Annotated in this window: 19 protein-coding genes; 15 read left to right on the top strand and 4 right to left on the bottom strand. The window is 66.5% G+C overall.

Translation table 11 applies throughout. The annotated features are described in order from the left end of the window. Positions 1-42: 42 nt before the first annotated feature. From thiP to IEJ03_RS10695, 4 genes are all read left to right on the top strand, one after another. Complete coding sequence (gene thiP / locus IEJ03_RS10710; RefSeq protein WP_192034848.1) at positions 43-1,761, top strand: thiamine/thiamine pyrophosphate ABC transporter permease; 1,719 nt, start codon at positions 43-45, stop codon at positions 1,759-1,761. After that, positions 1,761-2,447, top strand: a complete 687-nt coding sequence (locus IEJ03_RS10705; protein WP_192034847.1) for an ATP-binding cassette domain-containing protein — start codon at positions 1,761-1,763, stop codon at positions 2,445-2,447. The genes thiP and IEJ03_RS10705 overlap by 1 nt, the downstream gene beginning before the upstream one ends. Positions 2,448-2,683: 236 nt before the next feature. After that, positions 2,684-4,528, top strand: a complete 1,845-nt coding sequence (ilvD, locus tag IEJ03_RS10700; RefSeq protein WP_192034846.1) for a dihydroxy-acid dehydratase — start codon at positions 2,684-2,686, stop codon at positions 4,526-4,528. Positions 4,529-4,981: 453 nt separating this feature from the next. Then, on the top strand, positions 4,982-6,049 hold the full coding sequence (locus IEJ03_RS10695) for an oxidoreductase (RefSeq protein ID WP_192034845.1): 1,068 nt from the start codon (positions 4,982-4,984) through the stop codon (positions 6,047-6,049). Positions 6,050-6,081: 32 nt separating this feature from the next. Here IEJ03_RS10695 and nudE read toward each other — a convergent pair whose 3' ends face one another. Next, a complete protein-coding gene (nudE, locus tag IEJ03_RS10690) occupies positions 6,082-6,672 on the bottom strand; it encodes an ADP compounds hydrolase NudE (RefSeq protein WP_192034844.1) in 591 nt (196 codons plus the stop codon). Positions 6,673-6,745: 73 nt separating this feature from the next. On the opposite strand from nudE, the gene yrfG reads away from it, so the two are divergent. The 9 genes from yrfG (at position 6,746) to rsd (ending at position 16,761) form a co-directional block, all read left to right on the top strand. After that, the gene (yrfG, locus tag IEJ03_RS10685) at positions 6,746-7,432 is read left to right on the top strand and encodes a GMP/IMP nucleotidase (protein WP_192034843.1); all 687 of its coding nucleotides are present in this window, start codon (positions 6,746-6,748) and stop codon (positions 7,430-7,432) included. 2 nt (positions 7,433-7,434) lie between these two features. After that, positions 7,435-7,821, top strand: a complete 387-nt coding sequence (locus IEJ03_RS10680; protein WP_192034842.1) for a S4 domain-containing protein — start codon at positions 7,435-7,437, stop codon at positions 7,819-7,821. 95 nt (positions 7,822-7,916) lie between these two features. Further along, positions 7,917-8,798, top strand: coding sequence for an Hsp33 family molecular chaperone HslO (gene hslO / locus IEJ03_RS10675; RefSeq protein WP_192034841.1), 882 nt, complete (start codon positions 7,917-7,919; stop codon positions 8,796-8,798). Positions 8,799-9,041: 243 nt separating this feature from the next. Beyond that, the gene (locus tag IEJ03_RS10670) at positions 9,042-10,622 is read left to right on the top strand and encodes a phosphoenolpyruvate carboxykinase (RefSeq protein ID WP_192034840.1); all 1,581 of its coding nucleotides are present in this window, start codon (positions 9,042-9,044) and stop codon (positions 10,620-10,622) included. A 190-nt stretch (positions 10,623-10,812) separates the two neighbouring features. After that, positions 10,813-11,310 carry a peptide-methionine (R)-S-oxide reductase MsrB gene (msrB, locus tag IEJ03_RS10665; RefSeq protein ID WP_192034839.1) on the top strand — a complete coding sequence of 166 codons (498 nt, stop codon included), beginning with the start codon at positions 10,813-10,815 and terminating at the stop codon, positions 11,308-11,310. A gap of 94 nt (positions 11,311-11,404) precedes the next feature. After that, positions 11,405-13,753, top strand: a complete 2,349-nt coding sequence (locus IEJ03_RS10660; protein WP_192034838.1) for a Tex family protein — start codon at positions 11,405-11,407, stop codon at positions 13,751-13,753. 157 nt (positions 13,754-13,910) lie between these two features. Continuing rightward, positions 13,911-15,518, top strand: a complete 1,608-nt coding sequence (gene gshA / locus IEJ03_RS10655) for a glutamate--cysteine ligase (protein WP_242457940.1) — start codon at positions 13,911-13,913, stop codon at positions 15,516-15,518. Between the two features lie 69 nt (positions 15,519-15,587). Next, positions 15,588-16,118 carry a disulfide bond formation protein B gene (locus IEJ03_RS10650; protein ID WP_192034836.1) on the top strand — a complete coding sequence of 177 codons (531 nt, stop codon included), beginning with the start codon at positions 15,588-15,590 and terminating at the stop codon, positions 16,116-16,118. A gap of 139 nt (positions 16,119-16,257) precedes the next feature. Next, on the top strand, positions 16,258-16,761 hold the full coding sequence (rsd, locus tag IEJ03_RS10645; protein ID WP_192034835.1) for a sigma D regulator: 504 nt from the start codon (positions 16,258-16,260) through the stop codon (positions 16,759-16,761). A gap of 140 nt (positions 16,762-16,901) precedes the next feature. Here rsd and IEJ03_RS10640 read toward each other — a convergent pair whose 3' ends face one another. Together IEJ03_RS10640 and IEJ03_RS10635 are read right to left on the bottom strand one after the other, a co-directional pair. Beyond that, the gene (locus IEJ03_RS10640) at positions 16,902-18,296 is read right to left on the bottom strand and encodes an FAD-dependent oxidoreductase (protein ID WP_192034834.1); all 1,395 of its coding nucleotides are present in this window, start codon (positions 18,294-18,296) and stop codon (positions 16,902-16,904) included. 519 nt (positions 18,297-18,815) lie between these two features. Then, complete coding sequence (locus IEJ03_RS10635) at positions 18,816-19,469, bottom strand: HAD family hydrolase (RefSeq protein WP_192034833.1); 654 nt, start codon at positions 19,467-19,469, stop codon at positions 18,816-18,818. Positions 19,470-19,677: 208 nt separating this feature from the next. Between IEJ03_RS10635 and IEJ03_RS10630 the strand changes: the two genes are divergently transcribed. After that, positions 19,678-20,169 (top strand): RNA pyrophosphohydrolase, encoded by a 492-nt coding sequence (locus tag IEJ03_RS10630; protein WP_192034832.1) that lies wholly within the window; start codon positions 19,678-19,680, stop codon positions 20,167-20,169. Between the two features lie 49 nt (positions 20,170-20,218). Then, positions 20,219-22,480, top strand: a complete 2,262-nt coding sequence (ptsP, locus tag IEJ03_RS10625; RefSeq protein WP_192034831.1) for a phosphoenolpyruvate--protein phosphotransferase — start codon at positions 20,219-20,221, stop codon at positions 22,478-22,480. A 102-nt stretch (positions 22,481-22,582) separates the two neighbouring features. Here ptsP and IEJ03_RS10620 read toward each other — a convergent pair whose 3' ends face one another. Further along, positions 22,583-23,380, bottom strand: coding sequence for an NRDE family protein (locus tag IEJ03_RS10620; RefSeq protein WP_192034830.1), 798 nt, complete (start codon positions 23,378-23,380; stop codon positions 22,583-22,585). Between the last annotated feature and the right edge of the window lie 39 nt (positions 23,381-23,419).

The raw sequence follows: 23,419 nt of genomic DNA, 5'->3' as shown, positions 1-23,419 counted from the left end.
TGCGGGTGAAGTCAATGCACCTTCAGGTCTTGGCCCTGCGCCATGGCGTCTGAGGCGGTAACGGCGAGCGAAGCGCCGCCGCGCCGTCGTCGGCTGACCCGCCTGCCGCTGTGGGCGGGGCTCGCGGCCCTGACGGCGCTGGTCGGGCTGGGGCTGGGCAGCCTCGGTGCGCTGCTTCTCCAGGCGCCCGGCATCTCGCCGTCGAGCCTCTGGCAGGAGCCGTATCTGGCCGGCGTGCTGCGCTTCAGCCTCTGGCAGGCGAGTCTCTCTACCCTGGCCTCGCTGGGCCTGGCGATACCGGTCGCCGTGGCCCTGGCCCGGCGGCCACGCTTTGTCGGGCGTCGCCTGCTGCTGCGGGTCATGGAGCTGTCGCTGGTGATTCCCAGCCTGATCGCTCTGTTCGGCCTGGTGGCGGTGCATGGCCGCCAGGGCTGGGCGGCGCCGCTGTGGGAGGCGCTGACCGGGACGCCGGCAGGCTACCTGTACGGGCTTTCCGGTATCGTGCTGGCCCATGTCTTCTACAACCTGCCGCTGGCCGCGCGACTGCTGCTGCAGGAGCTGGAGCGCGCCCCCGCCGCCCACTGGCGGCTGGCGGCCCAGCTCGGCCTCGGGCCCCGAGCCATCTGGCGCACCCTCGAATGGCCGGCCATCCGGCGGCTCTTGCCGCGACTCGCCGCGCTGATCTTCACCCTGTGCTTCACCAGCTTCGCCATCGTCATGACGCTCGGTGGGGGGCCTTCCTCGACGACGCTCGAAGTCGCCCTCTATCAGGCCCTCAAGTTCGACAACGACCTGGCGCTGGCAGCGCTCTTGGCGCTGACCCAGCTGACGATCTGCCTGGGGCTCTGGGCCCTGGCGCTGAGCCAGGGCGGGGCGCCGTCGCTGGTGGCAGGCGACGGTCCGGCGCCGCTTCACGGGCGCTGGCAGCGGCGCGATGCCTTGGGCGCCTCGCGACTCACGGATGGCCTCTGGCTCGTGGCCCTGGCGCTGCTGCTGCTGCCGCCCCTGGCGGCGGTGGTGGTGGCGGGGCTTGGTGGGGTGGCCGATCTCGCCGGCCAGGCGAGCCTGTGGCCGGCGCTCATGCGCAGCCTCGTCATGGCCGCCGGGGCGGGCAGCCTGGCCCTGGCACTGGGGCTTTCGCTACTCGCGGGCCGGGGCTGGTTGGCGGCTCGCGGGCGGCGTCTGGCGGCGGGGCTGATGGAGGGCAGCGGCCAGTTGATTCTGGTGCTGCCGGCGCTGGTACTCGGCACCGGGCTCTTTCTGTTGCTGCGCCCGCGGCTCGGCGGCGGCTGGCAGGGCTATGGCCTGGTGGTGCTGGTCAATGGCTTCATGGCCCTGCCGTTCGTCATGCAGGTACTGCGCGGAGCGCTGCTCGGCCTGCCACTGGCTCAGCGGCGCCTCGCCGACCAGCTCGATATCCAGGGCATGGCGCGCTTTCGCTGGCTGTTGTGGCCGCGTCTTCGGCGCCCGGCGGCATTGGCCCTGGCCTATGCCATGACCCTGTCGCTGGGGGACTTCAGCGTCATCGCCCTGTTCGGCAGCCCGTCGGCCCCGACGCTGCCGATGCTGCTCTACCAGCAGCTCGGCAGCTACCGCTGGCAGACCGCCGCGGCTACCGCCCTGGTGCTGCTGGCCACGGTGGGCGCGCTCTTCATGCTGCTTGGCTGGCTGACGCGGCGCCTGCCGCGCTATCCATTACGCGATCCGCTGCATGATCCGCTGCGCCCTCAGCCCCACGCGACCGACCGCCCGGAGCCCTGATGCTTGTCGCCGACCACCTGAGCTTTCACTACACGCGCTGTGACCCGGGCGAGACCCCGGACTTCGCCTTCACCTTCCGCCTGGCGCCGGGGGAGTGCCTGGCGGTGTCGGGGCCCTCCGGGGCGGGCAAGAGCACCCTGCTGAATCTGCTGGCGGGCTTCCTGACGCCCAGCGACGGCCGGCTCATCTGGCGAGGCGAGGGACTGGATAAGGGGCTGAGTGAAGAGAGGGGCGAGGACCTGGCCGAGCGGCCGCCCTGGGCCCGGGGCATGACCACGGTCTTCCAGGACCACAACCTCTTCGAGCACCTGCCGGTATGGATCAATGTCGGCCTCGGACTGGCACCGGACCTGAGGCTCTCCGGGGCGCAGCGCGCGCAGATTCTCGATGGCCTCGCCGAGGTCGGCCTGGGCGGTCTCCATGACCGGCTGCCCGGCGAGCTGTCAGGCGGCCAGCAGCAGCGGGTGGCGCTGCTGCGCTCGCTCTTGCGCGAGACCCGGGTGCTGTTGCTCGATGAGCCTTTCAGCGGGCTCGACCGCGGTAATCGCGAGGCACTCTGGGCCCTGGTGCGCCGTCAGCAGGCCGCGGGCGTGGCAGTGCTGCTGGTCAGCCACGACCCGGAGGATGTCGAGGCCCTGGCTCAGCGCCGACTGCAGCTATTGGATGGCCGTTTGGTGGCTTTGTAGCGCCCACCTGACGTCTGCCTGGCACCCGCTGATGTGATTCCCTGAGCCTCGGGATCCGCTGCGGATCTAGTCCCGACCCCGTCCGGAAGGGAGAGGCGGGCAGGGCGCTTCCATGGCGGCCGGGTGCATGTAAGAATCGACCGCTGACTGGACACCGAGCGCCCGGCGACGACCGCGGCGCCAAGACGACACCGACGTCTCGAGACACGAGACGCGCAAAGAAGACAGAGGATCGCATGCCCGAATATCGCTCCCGCACCACCACCGCCGGCCGTAACATGGCTGGCGCCCGGGCCCTGTGGCGCGCCACCGGAATGAAGGACGACGACTTCCACAAGCCGATCATCGCCGTCGCCAACTCCTTCACCCAGTTCGTGCCGGGCCATGTGCATCTCAAGGACATGGGGCAGCTGGTAGCTCGCCAGATCGAGAAGGCCGGGGGCGTGGCCAAGGAGTTCAACACCATCGCGGTGGACGACGGCATCGCCATGGGCCATGACGGCATGCTCTATTCGCTGCCGAGCCGCGATATCATCGCCGACAGCGTCGAATACATGGTGAACGCTCACTGTGCCGATGCGCTGGTGTGCATCTCCAACTGCGACAAGATCACCCCGGGAATGCTGATGGCTGCCATGCGCCTCAACGTACCGGTGATCTTCGTCTCCGGCGGGCCCATGGAGGCCGGCAAGACCAAGCTGCTGGATCACGGCCTGGATCTGGTGGATGCCATGGTGATGGCCGCCGACGACAGCGTCGACGATGAGACCCTGAACGAAGTCGAGCGCAGCGCCTGCCCGACCTGCGGTAGCTGCTCGGGCATGTTCACCGCCAACTCGATGAACTGCCTGATGGAGGCCCTGGGCCTGGCGCTGCCCGGCAACGGCACGGCGCTGGCGACCCACGCCGATCGCCGGCGCCTGTTCGAGACCGCCGGGCACCGTATCGTCGAGCTGGCCAAGCGCTACTACGAGGGCGATGAGGCGCACCTGCTGCCCCGTGCCATCGGCTCCAAGGCGGCATTCAAGAACGCCATGACCCTGGATATCGCCATGGGCGGCTCCACCAACACCATCCTGCACCTGCTGGCCGCCGCTCAGGAGGCCGAGATCGACTTCACCATGACCGACATCGACCGGCTGTCCCGGGAAGTGCCGCAGCTGTGCAAGGTCGCCCCCAATACCCAGAAGTACCACATCGAGGACGTGCACCGGGCCGGCGGCATCATGGCGATCCTCGGTGAGCTCGACCGGGCCGGGGTGCTCGATACCCGAGTGCCGACCGTCTACGGCGACAGCCTGGCCGCGGCGCTCGAGGAGTGGGATATCATGCGCTCACCGAGCCCCGAGGTGGTGGAGTTCTTCAAGGCCGGCCCCGGCGGCATCCCCACCCAGACGGCGTTTTCCCAGAGTGCCCGCTGGCCGAGCCTGGATGGCGATCGCGCCACCGGCTGCATTCGCGATCTCGCGCATGCCTTCTCCACCGAGGGCGGACTCGCCGTGCTCAAGGGCAATATCGCCGTCGATGGCTGTGTGGTGAAGACCGCCGGCGTCGATGACTCCATTCTGGTCTTCGAGGGTCGTGCCTACGTGTGCGAATCCCAGGATCAGGCGGTGGAAGACATCCTCGCCGACAAGGTCAGCGAGGGGGACGTGGTCATCATCCGCTACGAGGGGCCCAAGGGCGGGCCGGGCATGCAGGAGATGCTCTATCCGACCAGCTATCTCAAGTCCAAGGGCCTCGGCAAGGCCTGTGCGCTGCTGACCGACGGGCGTTTCTCCGGCGGTACCTCGGGGCTCTCCATCGGTCACGCCTCGCCGGAGGCGGCCGCCGGTGGCGCCATCGGCCTCGTGGAGCAGGGCGATACCATCCTGATCGATATCCCCAATCGCAGCATCAATGTGCAGTTGAGCGATGCCGAGCTACAGGCGCGCCGTGACGCCATGGAGGCGCGGGGCAAGCAGGCCTGGAAGCCCGTCATCGAGCGTACCCGTAAGGTCTCGGCGGCGCTCAAGGCCTATGCGCTGCTGGCCACCTCCGCCGACAAGGGCGCGGTGCGCGATCTCGATAAGCTCGACTGAGACCTGCCGCGGCCAAGCCACCAATGACGAGGCCCGCGTCCCCGATCTTAGCGATCGACGCGGGCCTCGATGAAGATCGACTCATCCGTGTCGTGGCAGCTCCGTCTCCTGCCGGCCAAGCACATCGAGCCTGCCGGCAGGGTCTGCCTAGGCGGCCTGGGGGAAATGCTGGTCTTCGTCCAGCAGGGCCTGCATTTCACACTCCAGTTCAAACCACAGCACCAGTAACTCAAGACTTGCCTCGCTATAACACATCAAACCAACCTCCCTCGATCATGAATGACCACGACGGTGGAAAAGAACAACCACTCTTCAGTATGGTTGATACGACCAAGGTCGATGTGACGTTTTTCTGATCGTTTGTTGATATGCATGGGCGTAGCGGCACTAAGCCGTCGCGGCGTCTCAGGCCCATGATGGCCATTTCTGTTCGACATGCCTCAAGGACCCCCGATGAAGCAGAAGTTTACGGTCGGCGTGGTGGGCTTCGGCTTCGCCAGTCAGACCTTCCACGTGCCGTTGATCCAGGCCACGCCGAACCTCGAGCTGGTGGCGATCTCCTCGAGCGACGCCGACAAGGTGCGCGCGAGCCTGCCCGAGGTGGCGGTGGAGGCCAAGCCCCAGGCGCTGTTTGCGCGCAAGGACATCGACCTGGTGGTGATTCCGACCCCTAACCAGACCCACTTCCCGCTGGCCAAGGCGGCTCTCGCCGCCGGTAAACACGTGGTGGTCGACAAGCCGTTCACCGTGACCCTGTCCGAGGCGAAGGTGCTGCGTGGGCTGGCCGAGGAGGCCGACCGGCTGCTGTCGGTGTTCCACAACCGTCGCTGGGACAGCGATTACCTGACGCTCAAGGCGCTGCTGGCCTCAGGCGAGCTGGGTCGACTGGTATCGCTTGAGTCGCGCTTCGATCGCTTCCGCCCCGAGGTGCGTGATCGCTGGCGCGAAAAGGCCCAGCCCGGCGGGGGCATCTGGTACGACCTGGGGCCGCATCTGATCGACCAGGCGCTGGAGCTGTTTGGCATGCCGCGGAGCATCCTCCTCGACCTGAGGGTCAGCCGTGACGGCGCCACCACGGATGACGACTTCCTGGCCCTGCTCGACTACGGCGAGCGCCGGGTAACGCTCAAGGCCAGTGCTCTGATCGCCGAGCCGACGCCGCGTTTCGCCGCCCACGGGGCGAAGGGCAGCTACGTGAAATATGGCCTCGATCCTCAGGAGGCTCGCCTCAAAGCGGGTGAGACGCCGGGGCCAGAGTGGGGCACCGACACGGACCACGGCACCCTGCGCACCTGGGACGAGGCCGAGGGCGAACTCGTCGCCCGGGAGCATCCGACCCTGCCCGGCGACTACCTGGCCTACTATCAGGGCATTGCCGAAGCCCTGGCGGGGGCGGCACCGAACCCGGTCGATGTCGGCTCGGCGATCAAGGTGATGACGCTTCTGGAGGCCGGCCTCGACAGCCACCGCCAGCAGCGCTGGGTCAAGCTGAGCGAGGGCAAAGGCATGCACCGGCGCTAGGCCGGTAGTCGTGTCCGTGAGCGGCGGGAAAGCTACCAGAACCCTGGCGACATCTCGCTCTCGCGCAGACGATCCCGGGCGATATAGAGCGCGGCGATGGCCCGGGCCTCGTGGAAGTCCTCCCGGGCCAGCAGGCCCGACAGCTCCTCGATGGCGTGGGTCTCGACGATCAGCGGCTCCGGCTCGTCGCCGGGCAGGCGATGGGGATAGAGCTCGCTTGCCAGCATCACCTGCATGCGGTGATGCATGTAGTTGGGGGCCAGCGACAGCTCGACCAGCGGTTCCAGGCGGTGGGCGCCGAAGCCGCATTCTTCCATCAGCTCGCGATTGGCCGCGCCGATGATGTCCTCGCCGGGATCAACCATCCCCTTGGGCAGCGTTAGCACGTAGTCGTCGAAGCCGGCGGCATACTCGCGGATCAGCAGCACATGCTCGGGATCGGGCATGGCCACGATCATGACCGCATCGACTCCGGTGCCCCGGGGCATCAGGCGCTCGAAGGTACGCTCGGCACCGTTGGAAAACTTAAGCTCCATTTCCTCGATGGCGAACAGGCGACTCCTGGCCACCTCGCGGCGAGCCAGGGTGCGGGGCTTGTGCGGCCAATCGGCATGGTGTTGCATGGAGGCTCCGTGGGCAGCGGTGGCATGAAGGGGTACAATAGCACCCTATTCATTGCTCTGGAGCCCTTGGCCGATGATCGACTGGCGCGCCATCGATACCGTGCTGCTGGACATGGACGGTACCCTGCTGGATCTGCATTTCGACAGCCACTTCTGGCTCGAGCACCTGCCGAGGCGCTATGTCGAGCTGCACCGCCTGGATGAGAGCAGCCAGGAGGAGGTTCGCTCGCGGATCATCTCGGAGCAGGGCACCCTCAACTGGTACAGCCTGGCCTACTGGAGCCGCGAGCTGGGGGTGGATATCGTCGCCCTCAAGCGCGAGGTGCAGCACCTGATCGGCCTGCGCAGTGATGCCCTGGACTTTCTCTCCTGGCTCAAGCGGGCCCATCCGCGGGTGGTGCTGGCCACCAATGCCGACCGCGAGAGCCTGGCGCTGAAGCTGCCGCTGACCGGGCTCGAGGACTATCTCGATGCCATCGTCTCGTCGGCGGATGTCGGCGAGCCCAAGGAGGCGCAGGCATTCTGGTTCGCGTTGCAGGAGATCGAGCCCTTCGACCCCGCCCGTACCCTGTTCATCGATGACAACCCCTCGGTACTGGAGAGTGCCCGCGAGTTCGGCATCCGCCATCTGCTGGGCATCAAGCAGCCCGACAGCCGCCGGCCGGAGCGCGACCTCGAGGAGTTCATCGCGCTCGACCGTTTCGCCAGCATCCTGCCCGACGGGCGCCCCGGCGCCGCGCCGCAGGCAGAGGAGCGCTGAGCATGGCCGAGGTGCGACTCGACAAGTGGCTGTGGGCGGCGCGTTTCTTCAAGACCCGTCAGCTCGCCAAGAAGGCGATCGAGGGCGGAAAGGTGCACTACAACGGCGCTCGCGCCAAGACCAGCAAGACCGTGGAGGTGGGCGCCCTGATCCGTGCGCCCCAGGGGTGGGACACCTATGAGGTCGAGGTGCTCGCGCTGTCCGGGCAGCGCCGCGGGGCTCCCGAGGCGCGCACTCTCTACCGCGAGACCGACGACAGCGCCGCGCGCCGTGCCAAGGAAGCCGAGCAGCGCCGGCTGGCCAACCAGGCCATGCAGCATCCCCTCAAGCGGCCCGACCGCCGCGATCGTCGTGAGATCAAGCGCTTCATGCGCGACTCGGGCGACTAGCGATCCGTGTGTTCAGCCGTCGCCTGAGGGCTCAGGCGTTGTCCACGACAGTCAGCTCCGCATTTTCCTGATTCGAAGTTACCGGAACCCTTCACATGACCGACCAGATTCAACGCTTCCTGCTCGACGACACCAACGTGCGCGGCGAGCTGATGACCCTCGATGCCGCCTATGCGGCGGTACTCGATACCCAGACCTATCCCGCGCCGGTCGCCCGCCTGCTGGGCGAGCTGCTCAGCGCCGCGGCACTGCTCACCGAGACCGTCAAGCTCGATGGCACCCTGAGCCTCGAGGTGCGTGGCGACGGGCCCTTGAGCCTGCTGATGGCCGAGTCCAACCCCGGCGGCGAGCTGCGCGGCATCGCTCGCCTGGCCGAGGATCAGTCCCTGCCCGCCGAGGGTGCGGACTTTCGTGACTTGCTCGGCGAGGGGCGCATCGTCATCACCCTCGACCCGAAGGAGGGCAATCGCTACCAGGGCATCGTCGAGCTGACCGAGGACAGCCTGGCGGGCTGTCTGGAGGAGTACTTCGCCCGCTCCGAGCAGCTGCCGACCCGGCTGTGGCTGGCCGCGGATGCCGACCGGCGCCGGGCCGGCGGCCTCCTGCTGCAGCGCCTGCCCGACGAGAGCCAGAATCAGGACCAGGACGCCTGGGACCGTGCCGTGCACCTGGCCAGTACCCTCAAGGACGATGAGCTGCTCGGTCTCGAGCAGCATGAGCTGCTGCATCGGCTCTACCATGAGGAAACCGTGCGGGTCTTCGACCCCAAGCCCCTGCACTTCGCCTGCAGCTGCTCTCGTGAGCGCATTGCCCGTGCCCTGCACAACCTCGGTGAAGCGGAGCTTCGCAGCATCCTCGAGGAGCAGCAGGCCGTCGATACCCAGTGCCACTTCTGTCATACCCGCTACCACTTTGGGGCCGCGGAGATCGAGGCGCTGATCGAGTCACCGGACGCCCCCGCCCCGACCCTGCACTGAACGCCATGTGTCATCGTCGCATAAGTGTCTCTATGTAGTAGAAAAACTACACGAAAGATGGCGAAACGGGGCGTTTTCCCTGGCGCCCCTTTTTGCCATAATGCTCGCCCATGCGAGCCGCCTGGCGCCGTTTTTCTAATAGAACAGGACCACCTGTCACCGGTGCCGGCACGAAAAATATGAAGGCGCGTCAGCGCGCGCCGGCTAACGAGAGAGAAGCGCCTTCGGGCCCAGGACACCGACATGACCATGAACCAAGCCGTCTCCCGCGTAGACGCGACCGAAAGCCAGCAGCAGTTCACCAACCTGAGCAGTGCCGAGCTGATCGAGCATGCGCTGCTGCGGGGGGAAGGGCGACTGGCCGACAACGGCGCCCTCGTCGTGAATACCGGAGCGCGCACCGGACGCTCGCCGGCGGATCGCTTCATCGTCGATGAGCCCTCGACCAGTGCCCAGATCGACTGGGGCAGCGTCAACCGTCCCTTCGAGGCGGCCGCCTTCGAGGCGTTGTGGGAGCGGGTCGAGACCTACCTGGGCGAGCGCGACAGCTTCTTCTCCGAGCTGCACGTGGGGGCCGACCCCCAGTATTACCTGCCGGTGCGCATGACCACCGAGACGGCCTGGCAGAACCTCTTCGGGCGGACCATGTTCGTGCGCCCCGAGGCCTACAACCCGGCCACCAAGGACGAGTGGACCATCCTCAACGCCGCCAACTTCGCCTGTGACCCGGCTCGGGACGGTACTAATTCCGAGGCGGCGGTGATCATCGACTTTGCCGGGCGCCGGGTGCTGATCGCCGGTATGCGCTATGCCGGCGAGATGAAGAAGGCCATGTTCTCGGTGCAGAACTTCCTGCTGCCGGCTCACGACGTGCTGCCGATGCACTGCAGCGCCAACGTCGGCGAGGATGGCGAGACCACGCTGTTCTTCGGCCTGTCCGGCACCGGCAAGACCACCCTCTCCGCCGATCCGGGCCGCTACCTGATCGGTGACGACGAGCACGGCTGGGGCAAGGGCACGGTGTTCAACATCGAGGGCGGCTGTTATGCCAAGTGCATCGATCTCTCCGAGAAGAACGAGCCGGTGATCTGGCAGGCCATCCAGTTCGGCGCGGTGCTCGAGAACGTGGTGCTCGACGACCGCCGCAGCCCGGACTACGCCGATGACAGCCTGACCCAGAACTCCCGCGCCGCCTATCCGCTCGAGCACATCGAGAAGCGGGTGCCGGAGAACCGGGCCGGCGAGCCCAATGCCATCATCTTCCTGACCTGCGACATGTCTGGCGTGCTGCCGCCGGTCTCGGTGCTGTCCAAGGAGGCAGCGGCCTATCACTTCCTGTCCGGTTACACCGCCAAGGTCGGTTCCACCGAGATGGGTTCCTCGGCAGGCCTGGAGGCGACCTTCTCGACCTGTTTCGGTGCGCCCTTCTTCCCGCGCCCGGCTCGCGAATACGCCGATCTGCTGATCAAGCGCGTCGAGGAGAACGACGCCCGCGTCTACCTGGTCAACACCGGCTGGACCGGTGGCGCTTATGGCCAGGGCGGCTCGCGCTTCGCGATTCCCACCACTCGCGGCATCATCAGCGCCATCCAGTCCGGCATGCTGCGCGACGTCGAGACCCGCACCGTCGAGGGCCTGAACCTCGAGGTGCCGCTTTCCGTGCCGGGCGTCGATTCCAGCCTGCTCGATCCGCGCGAGACCTGGGAAGATCGCGCCGCCTACGATCGCCAGATGCAGGACCTGGTGGCCAAGTTCGTCGACAACTTCAAGAAGTTTGCCGGCATCGACGAGGCGATCGTCCAGGCCGGTCCGCGACTGGCATAAGACGCCCATGGCGTCGGGACGAACCCCGGCGCCGATCATGGGTCGAAGAGGGGAAGCCGCGGCTTCCCCTTTTTGTGGGTGTCTTCCCCGGGTCGCATTCAGGCGCCCGGGCGTCGCGCGAGTCGCCGGCTGCTATGGCATCTGGTGTGTGGCGACGAGGTATCCAGAGGTCTCATCTGTGGAGGTGGTTATGCAACGTCGACATGTGCTCGGTCTGCTCGGCGCCGGCGGCCTGGCGGGGCTCTTTCCCGCCCTGGCCAATGCCCGCCCAAAGCTCGCCCTCGAGCGCGCCGCAGGCATCGAGGTGCTTGAGCTCGGTGAGGCGCAATGGCGCGAGCGTCTGAGCGACGCGCAGTTCCATATCCTGCGTGAGGCAGGCACCGAGCCTGCGTACTCGAGCCCGCTGGACAAGGAAACCCGTCAAGGCGAGTTTCGCTGTGCGGGCTGTGACCTGGTGCTGTTCGGGAGCGAGATGAAGTACGACTCCGGCACCGGTTGGCCGAGCTTCTTCACCCATGTGGAGGGCCATCTGCTGACTCAGGTCGACTACAAGGCGATCTGGCCGCGCACCGAGTATCACTGCGCGCGCTGCGGTGGCCACCAGGGCCATGTGTTCGAGGACGGGCCCGAGCCCACCGGCCTTCGCTGGTGCAACAATGGCCTGGCGCTGACCTTCGTGGCGGCCTGAGGCCCGACCCGGCGCGGCCCTGCGCCGGGCAGCGACGCCCCGGCGTTTATGATACCTTGTCGCGATCTTTCGTCGGTCGAACGTCAAGGACTCCATGGACGCACAAGCCAAGATCAATGCTCGCCTCGCCGAAGAACTCGCGGTCCGCCCCCAGCAGGTGGCGGCCACGGTGGAGCTGCTCGACGGCGGGGCCAGCGTGCCCTTCATCTCCCGCTACCGCAAGGAAGTCACCGGCGGCCTGGACGACACCCAGCTGCGTCAACTCGACGAGCGACTGCGCTACTGTCGCGAGCTGGAGGAGCGCCGCGAGGCGGTGCTCGCCGCCATCGACGAGCAGGGCAAGCTCGAGCCCACGCTCGCCGGGCTGATTCGCGACGCCGACACCAAGCAGCGCCTCGAAGATCTCTACCTGCCGTATCGCAAGAAGCGCCGTACCAAGGCACAGATCGCTCGCGAGGCCGGCCTCGAGCCGCTGGCGGATGCGCTGCTCGCCGACCCCTCTCTCGACCCGCAGCAGGAGGCTCAGGGCTACCTGCGTGCCGCCGAGGGCGACACCCCGGCCATCGAGGATGCCAAGGCGGCCCTCGATGGCGCCAAGCAGATTCTCATGGAGCGTTTCGCCGAGGATGCCGAGCTGGTCGGGCGCCTGCGCGAGCGATTCTGGGAAGAGGGGGAGCTCAGCGCCCGCCTGATCGAGGGCAAGGGCGAGGAGGGCGCCAAGTTCTCCGATTACTTCGAGCATGACGAGCGGCTGCTCAGGGCGCCATCGCACCGGGCGCTGGCGATGTTCCGTGGCCGCAACGAGGGGGTGCTGGCGCTCGCCCTCAAGCTGCCCGGCGAGGACGAGGCCCCGGTGCACCCGGCCGAGGTGGCCATCGCCCGCCAGGCCGGTATTCAGGATCACGGCCGCCCGGCCGATCGCTGGCTGCGCGAGGTGGTGCGCTGGACCTGGCGGGTCAAGCTCTACACTCACCTGGAAACCGAGCTGATGGGCCGGCTTCGCGAGCGTGCCGAGCTGGAGGCCATCAACGTCTTCGCCGCCAACCTGAAGGATCTGTTGCTGGCGGCCCCGGCGGGCCCCAAGGCCACCCTGGCCCTCGACCCGGGGCTTCGCACCGGCTGCAAGGTGGCGGTGGTCGACGCCACCGGCCAGTTCCTCGAACACGCCACCATCTATCCCCATGCGCCCCAGAACCGCTGGGACGAGTCGCTTGCCGTGCTCGGCAAGCTGGTCGAGAAGCATGGTGTGGCGCTGATCGCGGTGGGCAACGGCACGGCGAGTCGCGAGACCGACAAGCTGGCCGGCGAGCTGATCGGCCGTCTGGGCGGGGGCAAGCTCAGCAAGGTGATGGTCAGCGAGGCGGGAGCCTCGGTGTACTCGGCCTCCGAGTATGCGGCCCGGGAGTTCCCGGATCTCGACGTCACCATCCGCGGCGCCGTCTCGATCGCCCGACGCCTGCAGGATCCGCTGGCCGAGCTCGTGAAGATCGAGCCCAAGTCGATCGGCGTCGGCCAGTACCAGCACGACGTCTCTCAGGTGCAGCTGTCCAGAAGCCTCGAGGCGGTGATCGAGGACTGCGTCAACGCCGTGGGGGTGGATCTCAACATGGCCTCTAGCGCGCTGCTCTCTCGGGTCTCGGGCCTCAACCCGGGGCTCGCCGAGAACATCGTCGCTCGTCGTAACGCCGAAGGCGCCTTCACCAGCCGCCAGGCGCTGCTCGAGGTCAGCCGCCTGGGTCCCAAGACCTTCGAGCAGTGCGCCGGCTTTTTGCGCATCATGAACGGCGACAATCCGCTGGATTCAAGTGCCGTGCACCCGGAGGCCTACCCGCTGGTCGAGCGTATCGCCAAGGCCGGCCGCCGCGAGGTGGCGAGCCTGATCGGCGACAGCGCCACCCTCAAGGCAATCAAGCCCGCCGAGCATGCCGATGAGCGTTTCGGCGTGCCGACCATCACCGACATCCTCAAGGAACTCGACAAGCCGGGCCGTGACCCGCGGCCGGAGTTCAAGGCCGCCGAGTTCCGGGAGGGTGTCGAGACCCTCAAGGATCTCGAACCCGGCATGGTGCTCGAGGGCAGCGTCACCAACGTCACCCACTTCGGGGCCTTCGTCGATATCGGCGTCCATCAGGACGGCCTGGTGCACATCTCGGCGCTGTCGCACAGCTTCGTCGAGGACCCGCGCAGCGTGGTCAAGGCCGGCGACATCGTTAGGGTCAAGGTGATGGCGGTGGATATCCCGCGCAAGCGCATCGGCCTCTCGATGCGCCTGGACGACGAGCCCGAGGCCGAGGGCGCCGAGCGCGGGGGCGCCGGCACGTCCCGTCGCCGCGGGGAGCGCAAGCCCAGCCGCCAGCCCGAGGCCCAGGCCAAGACCAAGGGTGATGCGTCCGTGGGGGCGCTCGGCGCCGCCCTCTTGCAGGCCAAGCGCAAGGGCAAGTGAGCCCCGGCGGCGGCTTGAAAGCCGTCGCCGAGGCCGCATAATCAGTCGATCAAGTTTCAGGTTTCGTGCGAGCGTCAGGCCTATGGCGCTCGCCCTTGTTTTCAAGCACGAAGAGAGGGGCAGCGGCCCCGCCCTTCCATCACATGGGGTGTTCACCTTGTCCGAGCAACTCGCCACCGTCCTCTCGCGCCTCAAGGGGCCGGCCCGCCAAGGCGTGATCGGCCGACTGCGGCGCGGTATCGAGAAGGAGGGCCTGCGCGCCGATGCCCACGGCATGATCGCGGCGACCTCGCATCCCCGCTGCCTGGGGTCGAAGCTGACCCATCCGTACATCACCACCGATTACTCCGAGGCGCTGCTCGAATACATCACGCCGGTCTACTGCCGACCCGCGGATGCGTTGGCCTTCCTCGGCGACCTGCACCGCTACAGCTATCGCTACCTGGGCGATGAGCTGATCTGGCCGGCCAGCATGCCGTCAAGGCTCGCAGGCAACGACAGCGTGCCGATCGCCGATTATGGCGACTCCAATGTCGGCACCATGAAGCATGTCTATCGCAAGGGGCTGGACGTGCGTTACGGGCGCATCATGCAGGCCATCGCCGGGCTGCATTACAACGTCTCGCTGCCGGACAATCTCTGGCCGCTGCTCAAGGAGCTGGATCGCCAGGCAGGGCGCGACACCGAGGGCGACTATCGCTCACAGCGCTATTTCGGGCTGATCCGGCATTTCCGGCGCAACAGCTGGCTGCTGATGTACCTGTTCGGCGCCTCACCGGCCATCGACGAGAGCTTCCTGGATGGCAAGCCACCCGCCGACAAGCTGCGCCGCCATGGCCGCCATACCCTGCTGTCGGACTACGCCACCACGCTGCGCATGTCGGATCTGGGCTACCAGAACAAGGTGCAGGAGCAGCTCAAGATCTGCTTCAACTCCCTGTCGAACTATGTCGGTACCCTGCGCCACGCCATTTCGACTCCCTGGCCCGCCTACGAGGAACGAGGCGTGAAGGTGGACGGCGAATGGCGCCAGCTCAATGCCAATATCCTGCAGATCGAGAACGAGTATTACAGCGACATTCGTCCCAAGCGCGTGGCGCGCCATGACGAGACGCCCACCCAGGCGCTCGAGGCCCGGGGTGTCGAGTATATCGAGGTGCGCTGTCTCGATCTCAATCCCTTCCTGGCGCTGGGCGTCGACGAGACGCAGATGCGCTTCCTGGACACCTTCCTCTTGTGGTGTCTGCTGTCCGACAGTCCCTGGATCTCCGACGAGGAATGCGACCGGCTGGATGACAATCGCCGGCTCGTCGTCGAGCGCGGTCGGGATCCGGCCCTCGAGCTGATCGTCGATGGTCGGCCGCAGCGTCTGGCCGAGCGGGGGCGCGCGATATTCTCGGAGCTTGCGGGGGTGGCCGAGCTGCTCGATATCATCGAGGGCGGCGAGGGGCATGCACAAGCGCTGAGCGCCCTGGCGCCGCGCCTCGAGGATCCCCGCCTGACGCCTTCCGGTCAGCTGGCGGCGCGCCTTCAGGAACACGACGAGGACTTCGTCGAAGCGACCCTGTCATTGGCTCGGGAGCAGGCCGAGGCCTGGCGCGCCAAGCCCATGGATCGTGCCCGCGAGGCCCTGTTGGAAGAGCTTCGCGAGACGTCCCTGCAGCAGCAGGGCGATATCGAGGCCGCCGAGCCGGAAGGCTTCGACGACTTCCTGGCGCACTATTTTGCCCGGGCCCTGGAACCTCGCACCGTCGGCGAGGCCTGATCCCTCGATGGGCCTCGCCGGACGGGGCGGGGCCCCTGGTCTCCAGTTCTCTTCAAGGATGTTCTTCGCATGATTCGATTTCTCGAGGCGTGGACCCCGCGCCGCTGGGCCCTGGCGGGGCTCGGTTTCTGTGTGCTGATGATGGGCGTGGCCCTGTTCCTGGAGCATGTCATGGGCCTCGAGCCCTGTCCGCTCTGTATCTTCCAGCGGGTGGCGGTACTGGCCACCGCCCTGGTGCTGGGCCTGGCCGCGCTGCACGGACCCCGGGGGCGTGGCGGGGCCGTCTATGGCCTCTTGGGGCTCGTCACGGTGGCCGCCGGCATCGGGCTGGCCTGGCGGCACCTGTGGCTGCAGTCGCTGCCGCCCAGTGAGGTGCCAAGCTGTGGTCCCGGGCTCGATTACATGCTGGAGATCCTGCCGCTCGCGGACGTGCTGAACATGGTGCTGGTGGGCTCCGGGGAATGCGCCGAGGTCGGTGCGCGGTTGCTCGGTCTGTCGCTGCCGGGCTGGACCCTGATCGGCTTTCTACTGCTGGCGCTGGCGCCACTTGGTCTGCTGCATGCCTCCCTGAAGGCGCGCTCGCGTCAAGCAGTTGCTTGAAACGCGCGTGCGTTGATAAAGGGTTGCGCTGGATCAAGGGCAGCACGATCTTGGCATTGACAGGGCCTCGCGGGAGGTGGAGTCTGACCCTCAACGGAAACCCGTTCGGGGGTATAGAGCCCAGGCTTGGGAGGCCATCATGCTGGAAGACTGCAAGACCGCACTGGAGCGATGGGGCGGCGTGCATCGCCTGATCGATCGCTGGCTCGAGGAGCGCCGGGTGATGCTCGACCGCTTCGTGACGCTGCGCAAGGATTGTAACGATGCGCTCGAGGCGGTGGAGAAATCCCAGATCGATGGCTTCAGCGAGCTGTTGATGGACTACATCAGTGCCGGTCATTTCGAGATCTATCCCCAGCTGCGCGAGGAAGCCAAGGCCTTCGGCGACGACGAGGCGCTGACCATTGCCGATCAGCTGCTAGAGCGGCTGGAGATGTCCACGGAGCTGGTGTTGTCCTTCGACAACGACTATGCGAGCCCCAGTCGTTGCGAGTTCTATCTGAACCGCTTGCCTGCCTGGCTGGATCGCCTGGCTCGGGGGCTGGAGGCGCGCTTCGAGCTCGAGGATCAGCTAATCGGCCGTCTGCATGCCGCGCATTCTCCGCCTCCAGAGGCGCCGAAGGTCGGCCTGACCAGCTCTTGATCAGCGCTTGAGCAGCACCTGAGAGGTCAAGGCGGCCTCCGGCGCAGTCCCTCTCGCCACCAGGCGCCGCACTCGATACAGGCGGCACCAACGAAAATGCCCCGGCATGGCCGGGGCATTTTGCGTTCTGGAGGACGAGATCACATCAGCGATGAGGCCTCGGGCCGCTCCAGGTCAGTCAGCGGTACTTCACCGGTCAGCAGGTCACGCTCGAAGGCCTCGGTGTCGATGTTGAAGCCGAGGAACTGCTGCGCCAGGTACATGTCCTTCTCGGCGTTGCCCAGGCAGCTGGTGCCGCCGGGGGAGGGCGTCATGTTGAAGACGATGCCGGTGCCGGGGTTGATCTTGGCCTCGCCCATGACCAGCTTCTGCTTGTCCTTGTCGATCAACTGCGGACGCACGCCACCGAAGCCCTTGGCAAAGCTGACATCCTTGACGGTCAGGCTGGGCACGATCTTCTGCACGTCCTTGAGGAACAGGCGCTCGCGCAGCCAGGGCACCTCGAACATGAAGTTCTTGAAGATGTAGTTGCGGATATCGCGCACCTTGAGCAGGTCCCACAGGGCCTTGACCACGTTCTTGTCCAGGCGCAGCACCTTCAGGAATTCCGTGAAGGTCTTGCCGTTGTAGCGCTCCAGCAGGGGCAGCATCAGGGCGGTGGGGCCGAAGCGGGTCTTGCCATCGACCAGTACGTCCGGATCACCGTGGACGGCGGCGAACGGCAGGTTCTCGTTCTGGACGGTGTAGACCTTGCCGTTGAGCACCTTGGGCGTGAAGTAGAAAGAGCCGGCCATCGGCAGGCAGGACTTGTCGAGGCCATAGCCCATCTGGTGGGCGAACAGCAGCGAGTGGCCGCCCGCACTGACCACCACGTAACGCGCAGTCAGGGTGCCCTTGTTGGGCGTCTCGACCTTGAACAGGTCGCCTTCCTGGTGAATCTTCTGGACGGCAGTGGAGAGGTGCACATCGAAGTCCATGCCCTTCTCGTCGGCGGCCTTCTTGCCTTCCTCGACGAAGGACTCGGAGAGGGTGGTGTAGTTGACCGCGGTGTATTCGTCGGTGGAGCCCATGGCCACGATAGGCTCTTCCGGGCGGCGGCCTTCCACCAGCTTGGGCTCGAGCTCGGCGATGTCGTCCCGCTCGAGCAGCTTCATGTGGGGGAACAGGGCGGAGAACTTGGTGAAGCGGTTACGCAGGAAGTCGACTTCGTCGTCGCCCACGCCGAGCACCATCTTCGGGTACTTGTAGACGACCTTGTCGCGCTGGACGGGGGTCAGCTTGGTGGCAAAGTTGATCACCATGCCGGCGGTGCGCTTGGTCGTCTTGGCCTTCTCGAGGGTGTAGTTGGTCTCGATATCGCCGCAGTGAATGGTCTGGCTGTTGTTGCGGCCATGGGAGTTGACGATCGCCACATGATCGTACTTCTCGACCAGACCGACGGCCTTGAGGTCGGTATAGCGGGCCAGTTCATAGAGCAGGGCGGTGCCGGAAACGCCGCCACCGACAATCAGCACATCGTAGGTCGGGGTAGTCATGGGGTCTCTCGCTTGTCTTGGTGCGGGACGAACCCTCCGAGACGGTCTCGGAGGCCCTGTGCCTGCGGGCGAGGCGCGTTCGCCAACAGGGTCGACATGAAGCAACTGGGGGGCATTATAGCGACTTCGCCGACAATTAAAATCCATCCCAAAGCTCGACTTTATGCTGAAGAAGAACCTCATAAGGAATACCTTGGGTTGGTGGGTTATGTTTTTGTCTTTAAAAATCAGCATGTTGCATTGGTTCCGCGAGAGTCGATCCTTGGTGCAATGCAGCAATGGATAAAGTCCATCATAGCCATGAATTGCCGTGACACCATGCGGATCCATGACATCGAGGAGGGGAGGCGGCGCGGAAGATAGCGTGAGTGGCGGCGAAGAGAGAGCTGTAGAGGGGGCCGTAGAGAGTTCCGTAGAGAGTTCCGTAGAGAGACGCGAAGCCTGGCCACGAGGCCGTTGGCTGACCCTCCTCGCCCGTCTAGAGGCGTGGTCGAGGAGGGTGGCCAGGGCGCGGGGCGATCAGCGCAGGCTGATGAGTCGCCAGCCCCTGTCCAGGGCATGCTGGCGCAGGGTGGGGTCCGGGTCGACGGCCACCGGGTGGTCGACCTGCTCCAGCAGCGGTAGGTCGTTATGGGAGTCGCTGTAGAACCAGGCGCCGTCCAGCGTCACATCGCGGCCCTCGAGCCACTGCTCCAGGCGCGTGACCTTGCCCTCGCGGTAGCTCGGGGTGCCGGTCACCCGGCCGGTGTAGCGCCCCTCATGAATCTCCGGCTCCACGGCGATCAGGTGGTCGATGCCCAGCCGTTCGGCGATGGGGGCGGTGATGAAGCGGTTGGTGGCGGTGATGATCAGCAGGGTGTCGCCCCGCGCGCGGTGGCGCGCCACCAGCTCCTCGCCGCGACTCAGAATGGCCGGCTCGATCTTTGAGGCCATGAACTGCTGGTGCCAGGCCGCCAATTGCTCGGGGGTGTTGTCGGCCAGGGGCTTGAGGGCGACCTCGAGAAAGGCATGCATGTCGAGGGTGCCGTTCTCATAATCGCGCATGAAGCGCTCGTTCGCCTCCCGGTAGGCGATCGGATCGACCGCGCCCTGCTCAAGCAGGAACTCTCCCCAGGCATGATCGCTGTCGATGCCGATCAGGGTATTGTCGAGATCGAAGATGGCCAGGCTCAAGGCACACTCCTTGTGATGTTCGCGATGGACGATGGGCCTTGCGACCGGGGCAGATAACGGTCGTCGGGAGGCAGGTAAATAAGGCGTGAATTATTGCAGAGTGCTCCGATGTTGAACACCGCCCGGAACAGGCGCCCTGAAGTGTATTGATGCCCTTTCCAGCTTTGTGGAAGAATGGCTTCAATATTGGATTCATAAGGTGATGTCCGTGATCGACGCTGACGGCTTTCGCCCCAATGTTGGCATCATCATTGCCAACCACGAGGGCCAGCTGCTTTGGGCGCGTCGGGTAGGACAGAATGCGTGGCAGTTTCCCCAGGGAGGCATCCAGGCCAACGAGACACCGCAACAGGCCCTGTACCGGGAGCTGGAAGAAGAGATCGGCCTGACCGAGGCCGATGTCGAACTGCTCGCCTGTACCCGAGGGTGGCTGCGCTACCGTCTGCCACGACGCATGATACGAACCCATTCACGGCCGGTATGCATCGGCCAGAAGCAGAAGTGGTTTCTGCTGAGGATCCGCTGCACCGACAGCCGGGTCTGCATGGATACCACCCCCAAGCCGGAGTTCGATGGCTGGCGATGGGTGAGTTACTGGTATCCGTTGGGGCAGGTTGTGCCCTTCAAGCGGGAGGTCTATCGCCGCGCGCTGCGTGAGCTCGCCCCCCGTGCGCAGCGACTGGCCCTGGGGGAGGACTGACCCTCGGCCGGCGCCGTCATTCAAGCCGCCAACGACAAGAAGAACGCTCATGCTCGACGTGTTACGTCGTATCGTCCAGGAGGTCAACGAGGCGCGGAGCCTGGATGCCGCGCTCTCGACCATGGTCCGCCGCATCCGCAAGGCGATGCGCACCGACGTCTGTTCCTTCTATCTGTACGACGTCGAGCAGGAGCGTCTGGTGCTGATGGAGACCATCGGCCTGCACTCTCGCGCCGTGAAGCAGGTCAGCATGTCACTGGGCGAAGGCCTGGTGGGGCTGGTCGGCCAGCGGGAAGAGCCGCTCAATCTGGAAGATGCGCCGGCGCACCCGCATTTTCGCTATTTCGAGGAGACCGGCGAGGAGCGGTTTTCGAGCTTCCTCGGCGTACCGATCATTCACCAGCGTCGCATGCTCGGCGTGCTGGTGGTGCAACAGCAGGACAAGCGGCGCTACGACGAGGGCGATGAGGCCTTCCTGGTGACCATGGCCGCCCAGCTGGGAGGCGTCCTGGCCCATGCGCTGGCCACCGGTGTCCTGAGTCGCCCGGTGAGCAATGACGGCCAGGCCACCTTCACCGGCGTTGCCGCCTCGCCGGGCATGGCGATCGGCGACGCCGTGGTGATCGCCCCGCCCGCCGACCTGGACAGCGTCCCCGATCTGATCCCCACCGATATCGATTTCGAGATCGCCAGGCTCAAGGAGGCGATCCTCAAGGTTCGTGATGAGCTGCGCGCCACCGGTGAGCGCCTGGCCAGTCGCATCAGTGCCCAGGAACTGGCGCTGTTCGAGGTCTACCAGCAGATGCTCAGCGAGGCCGCCCTGGGTCAGGAGGTCGAGAAGCGGATCCGCGAAGGGCAGTGGGCGCCCGGTGCCCTGGCCGACGTGGTGCGCCGCCACGTCCAGTACCTGGAGCGCGTCGACGACAACTACCTGCGCGAGCGGGCCGCCGACGTGAGGGACCTGGGGCGGCGGGTGCTCGCGCATCTACAGGAAGAAAGCGCCGAGACGCCTGCCACCTATCCCGACAGTACCATTCTGGTGGGCGACGAGCTCAGCGTGGCCACCCTCGGCGAGGTGCCTCGCGGTAAGCTTGCCGGCCTGGTGTCGATTCGCGGCTCCAGCACCTCCCATGTGGCGATCCTCGCCCGCGCCATGGGCGTGCCGACGGTGCTCGGCATGGTCGACCTGCCGCTGACGCGCCTCACCGGCGCGCGGGTGATCCTCGATGGGCATCGCGGACGGCTGTTCGTGCGCCCGAGTGAGGAGCTCGGGCGGCATTATCAGAGCCTGATCGCCGAGGAAGAGGCGCTGGCCGAGGTGCTCGAGCACGAGCAGGACCTGCCCAGCGAGACCTCCGACGGTCATGCCATGGCGCTGATGGTCAATACCGGTCTGGCCGTGGATGCGGTGGCCTCGCTCAAGACCCGGGTCAGCGGGGTGGGGCTCTATCGCACCGAAGTGCCCTTCATGATCACCGAGCGCTTCCCCGGTGAGCAGGAACAGACCCGGCTCTACCGCGACCAGCTCGAGAGCTTTTCGCCGTTGCCGGTGGTGATGCGCACCCTCGATATCGGCGGCGACAAGGATCTGCCCTATTTTCCCATCGAGGAGGCCAACCCCTTCCTCGGCTGGCGGGGCATCCGGGTGACCCTGGATCATCCCGAGGTGTTGATGGTGCAGCTGCGCGCCATGCTGCGGGCCTCTCATGGCCTGGACAACCTGCAGATCCTGCTGCCGATGATCACCAACGTCGAGGAGGTCGATGCCGCCCAGCGCCTGATCGGTCGAGCGCTGGCCGAACTCGAAGAAGAGGGGGTGACGGTGGAGCGACCGTGTGTCGGCGTGATGATCGAGGTGCCGGCGACGCTCTATCAGCTTGAGGCACTGGCCGATCGGGTCGACTTCTTCTCGGTGGGCAGTAACGACCTGACGCAATACCTGTTGGCGGTGGATCGCAACAACCCGCGAGTCGCTGACCTCTACGACCCCTGTCACCCGGGGGTGCTGTCGGCGCTGGCCCGTCTCGCCGACGAGGCGTCGGCGCTGTCCATGCCGACCTCGGTGTGTGGGGAACTGGCCGGCGACCCGGCCGGGGCCCTGCTGTTGATGGGCATGGGCTTCGATGTGCTGTCGATGAACGCCCCCAGTCTGCCGAGGGTGCGCGCCGCGATCCGGCGTGTGTCCCTGCCGGCGGCTCAGGGTCTGGTCGCCGAGACGCTGTCGCTGACGACGCCCTCGGCGGTGCGTGCCCACCTCGATGCGCGCCTGACAGAATGGCAGCTGGCGCACCTGTTGCCGCCCAGGGACTGAGTCCATGTGTGGCAGTGGGCGGTGCCGGCAGCGCTCGTCCCCTCCCTTGCCCCAGCGCCTCTAGCCCCAGCGCCTCAGCCGCAACGCCTCCAGCCGCAACGATTAGACACGCGGCCTGGCATCCCAGTCCGTCGGGGAGAGCGCCAGGCGCGATTCCCCCTGGCAACGCGCGTTCGGCCCGAAGCGGCGCTCGCCAAGGGTGAGCCGGCCGTTGCGCTGCCATTCCAGCCAGGTGGTGGCGCGGGTGCCATAGGTGTCGCCCCGGATGAAGGGAGGCGCGAGCCGGCGCTCCAGCTCGAGACCGACCCCGGTATCGGGAAGCTCGTCGGGGGCGGGGGAGAAGTCGGGATCATGCATCACCGACAGGGACGCCTGCGGCCAATCGTCGGCGACGAGGCTCTCGGCCAGACCCTGGCGTGCCAGGGCGACCTTGGGCCAGGGCGTGTTGAGACTCGCGTTGGAGAGCCCGTGCAGGCCGGCGGGCAGGCGCTGCAGCCGCAAGTCCGCACGGCCGCGATGCAGATGCCATAACCCCGTGTGGTCGCCGACCAGCAGGTTGAACCCCGCATACCGCCAGGCGTCTCCCTCTGCCAGGGAGTCAAGCCAGCCCGCCAGATCATCGACCCGGAGCGCCTCGGGGACCAGCTGGCCGCGGCTGGGGGCGTCGGGCGGCGTCACCAGACCTGCGTCGCGCACGTTGGTCACCGCGGCCACCCGGCCCCTGCGGTGTACCGCCAGCCAGCTGCCGCCGGCCACCAGGTCGCGGCCGCCGACGATCTCCGGAGCCTCGGGCCAGGCGTCCAGGGGCGCCGTGGCCCGTGAAAAGAATTCATCCCGGTTCGCTATCAGGCGCAACCAGGCGGGGGCGTCGGGGCGGTAGTCGAAAGCGATCAGGCACATGCCGCTACCTTATCCCGCCCTGATGTGGCTGCAAAGCGC

It is taken from the genome of Halomonas sp. YLGW01 (assembly GCF_014840935.1).
Taxonomy (GTDB): Bacteria; Pseudomonadota; Gammaproteobacteria; order Pseudomonadales; family Halomonadaceae; genus Onishia.
Note: the sequence above shows the minus strand (reverse complement) of the source record. Positions and strands in the feature narration are given on the sequence as shown.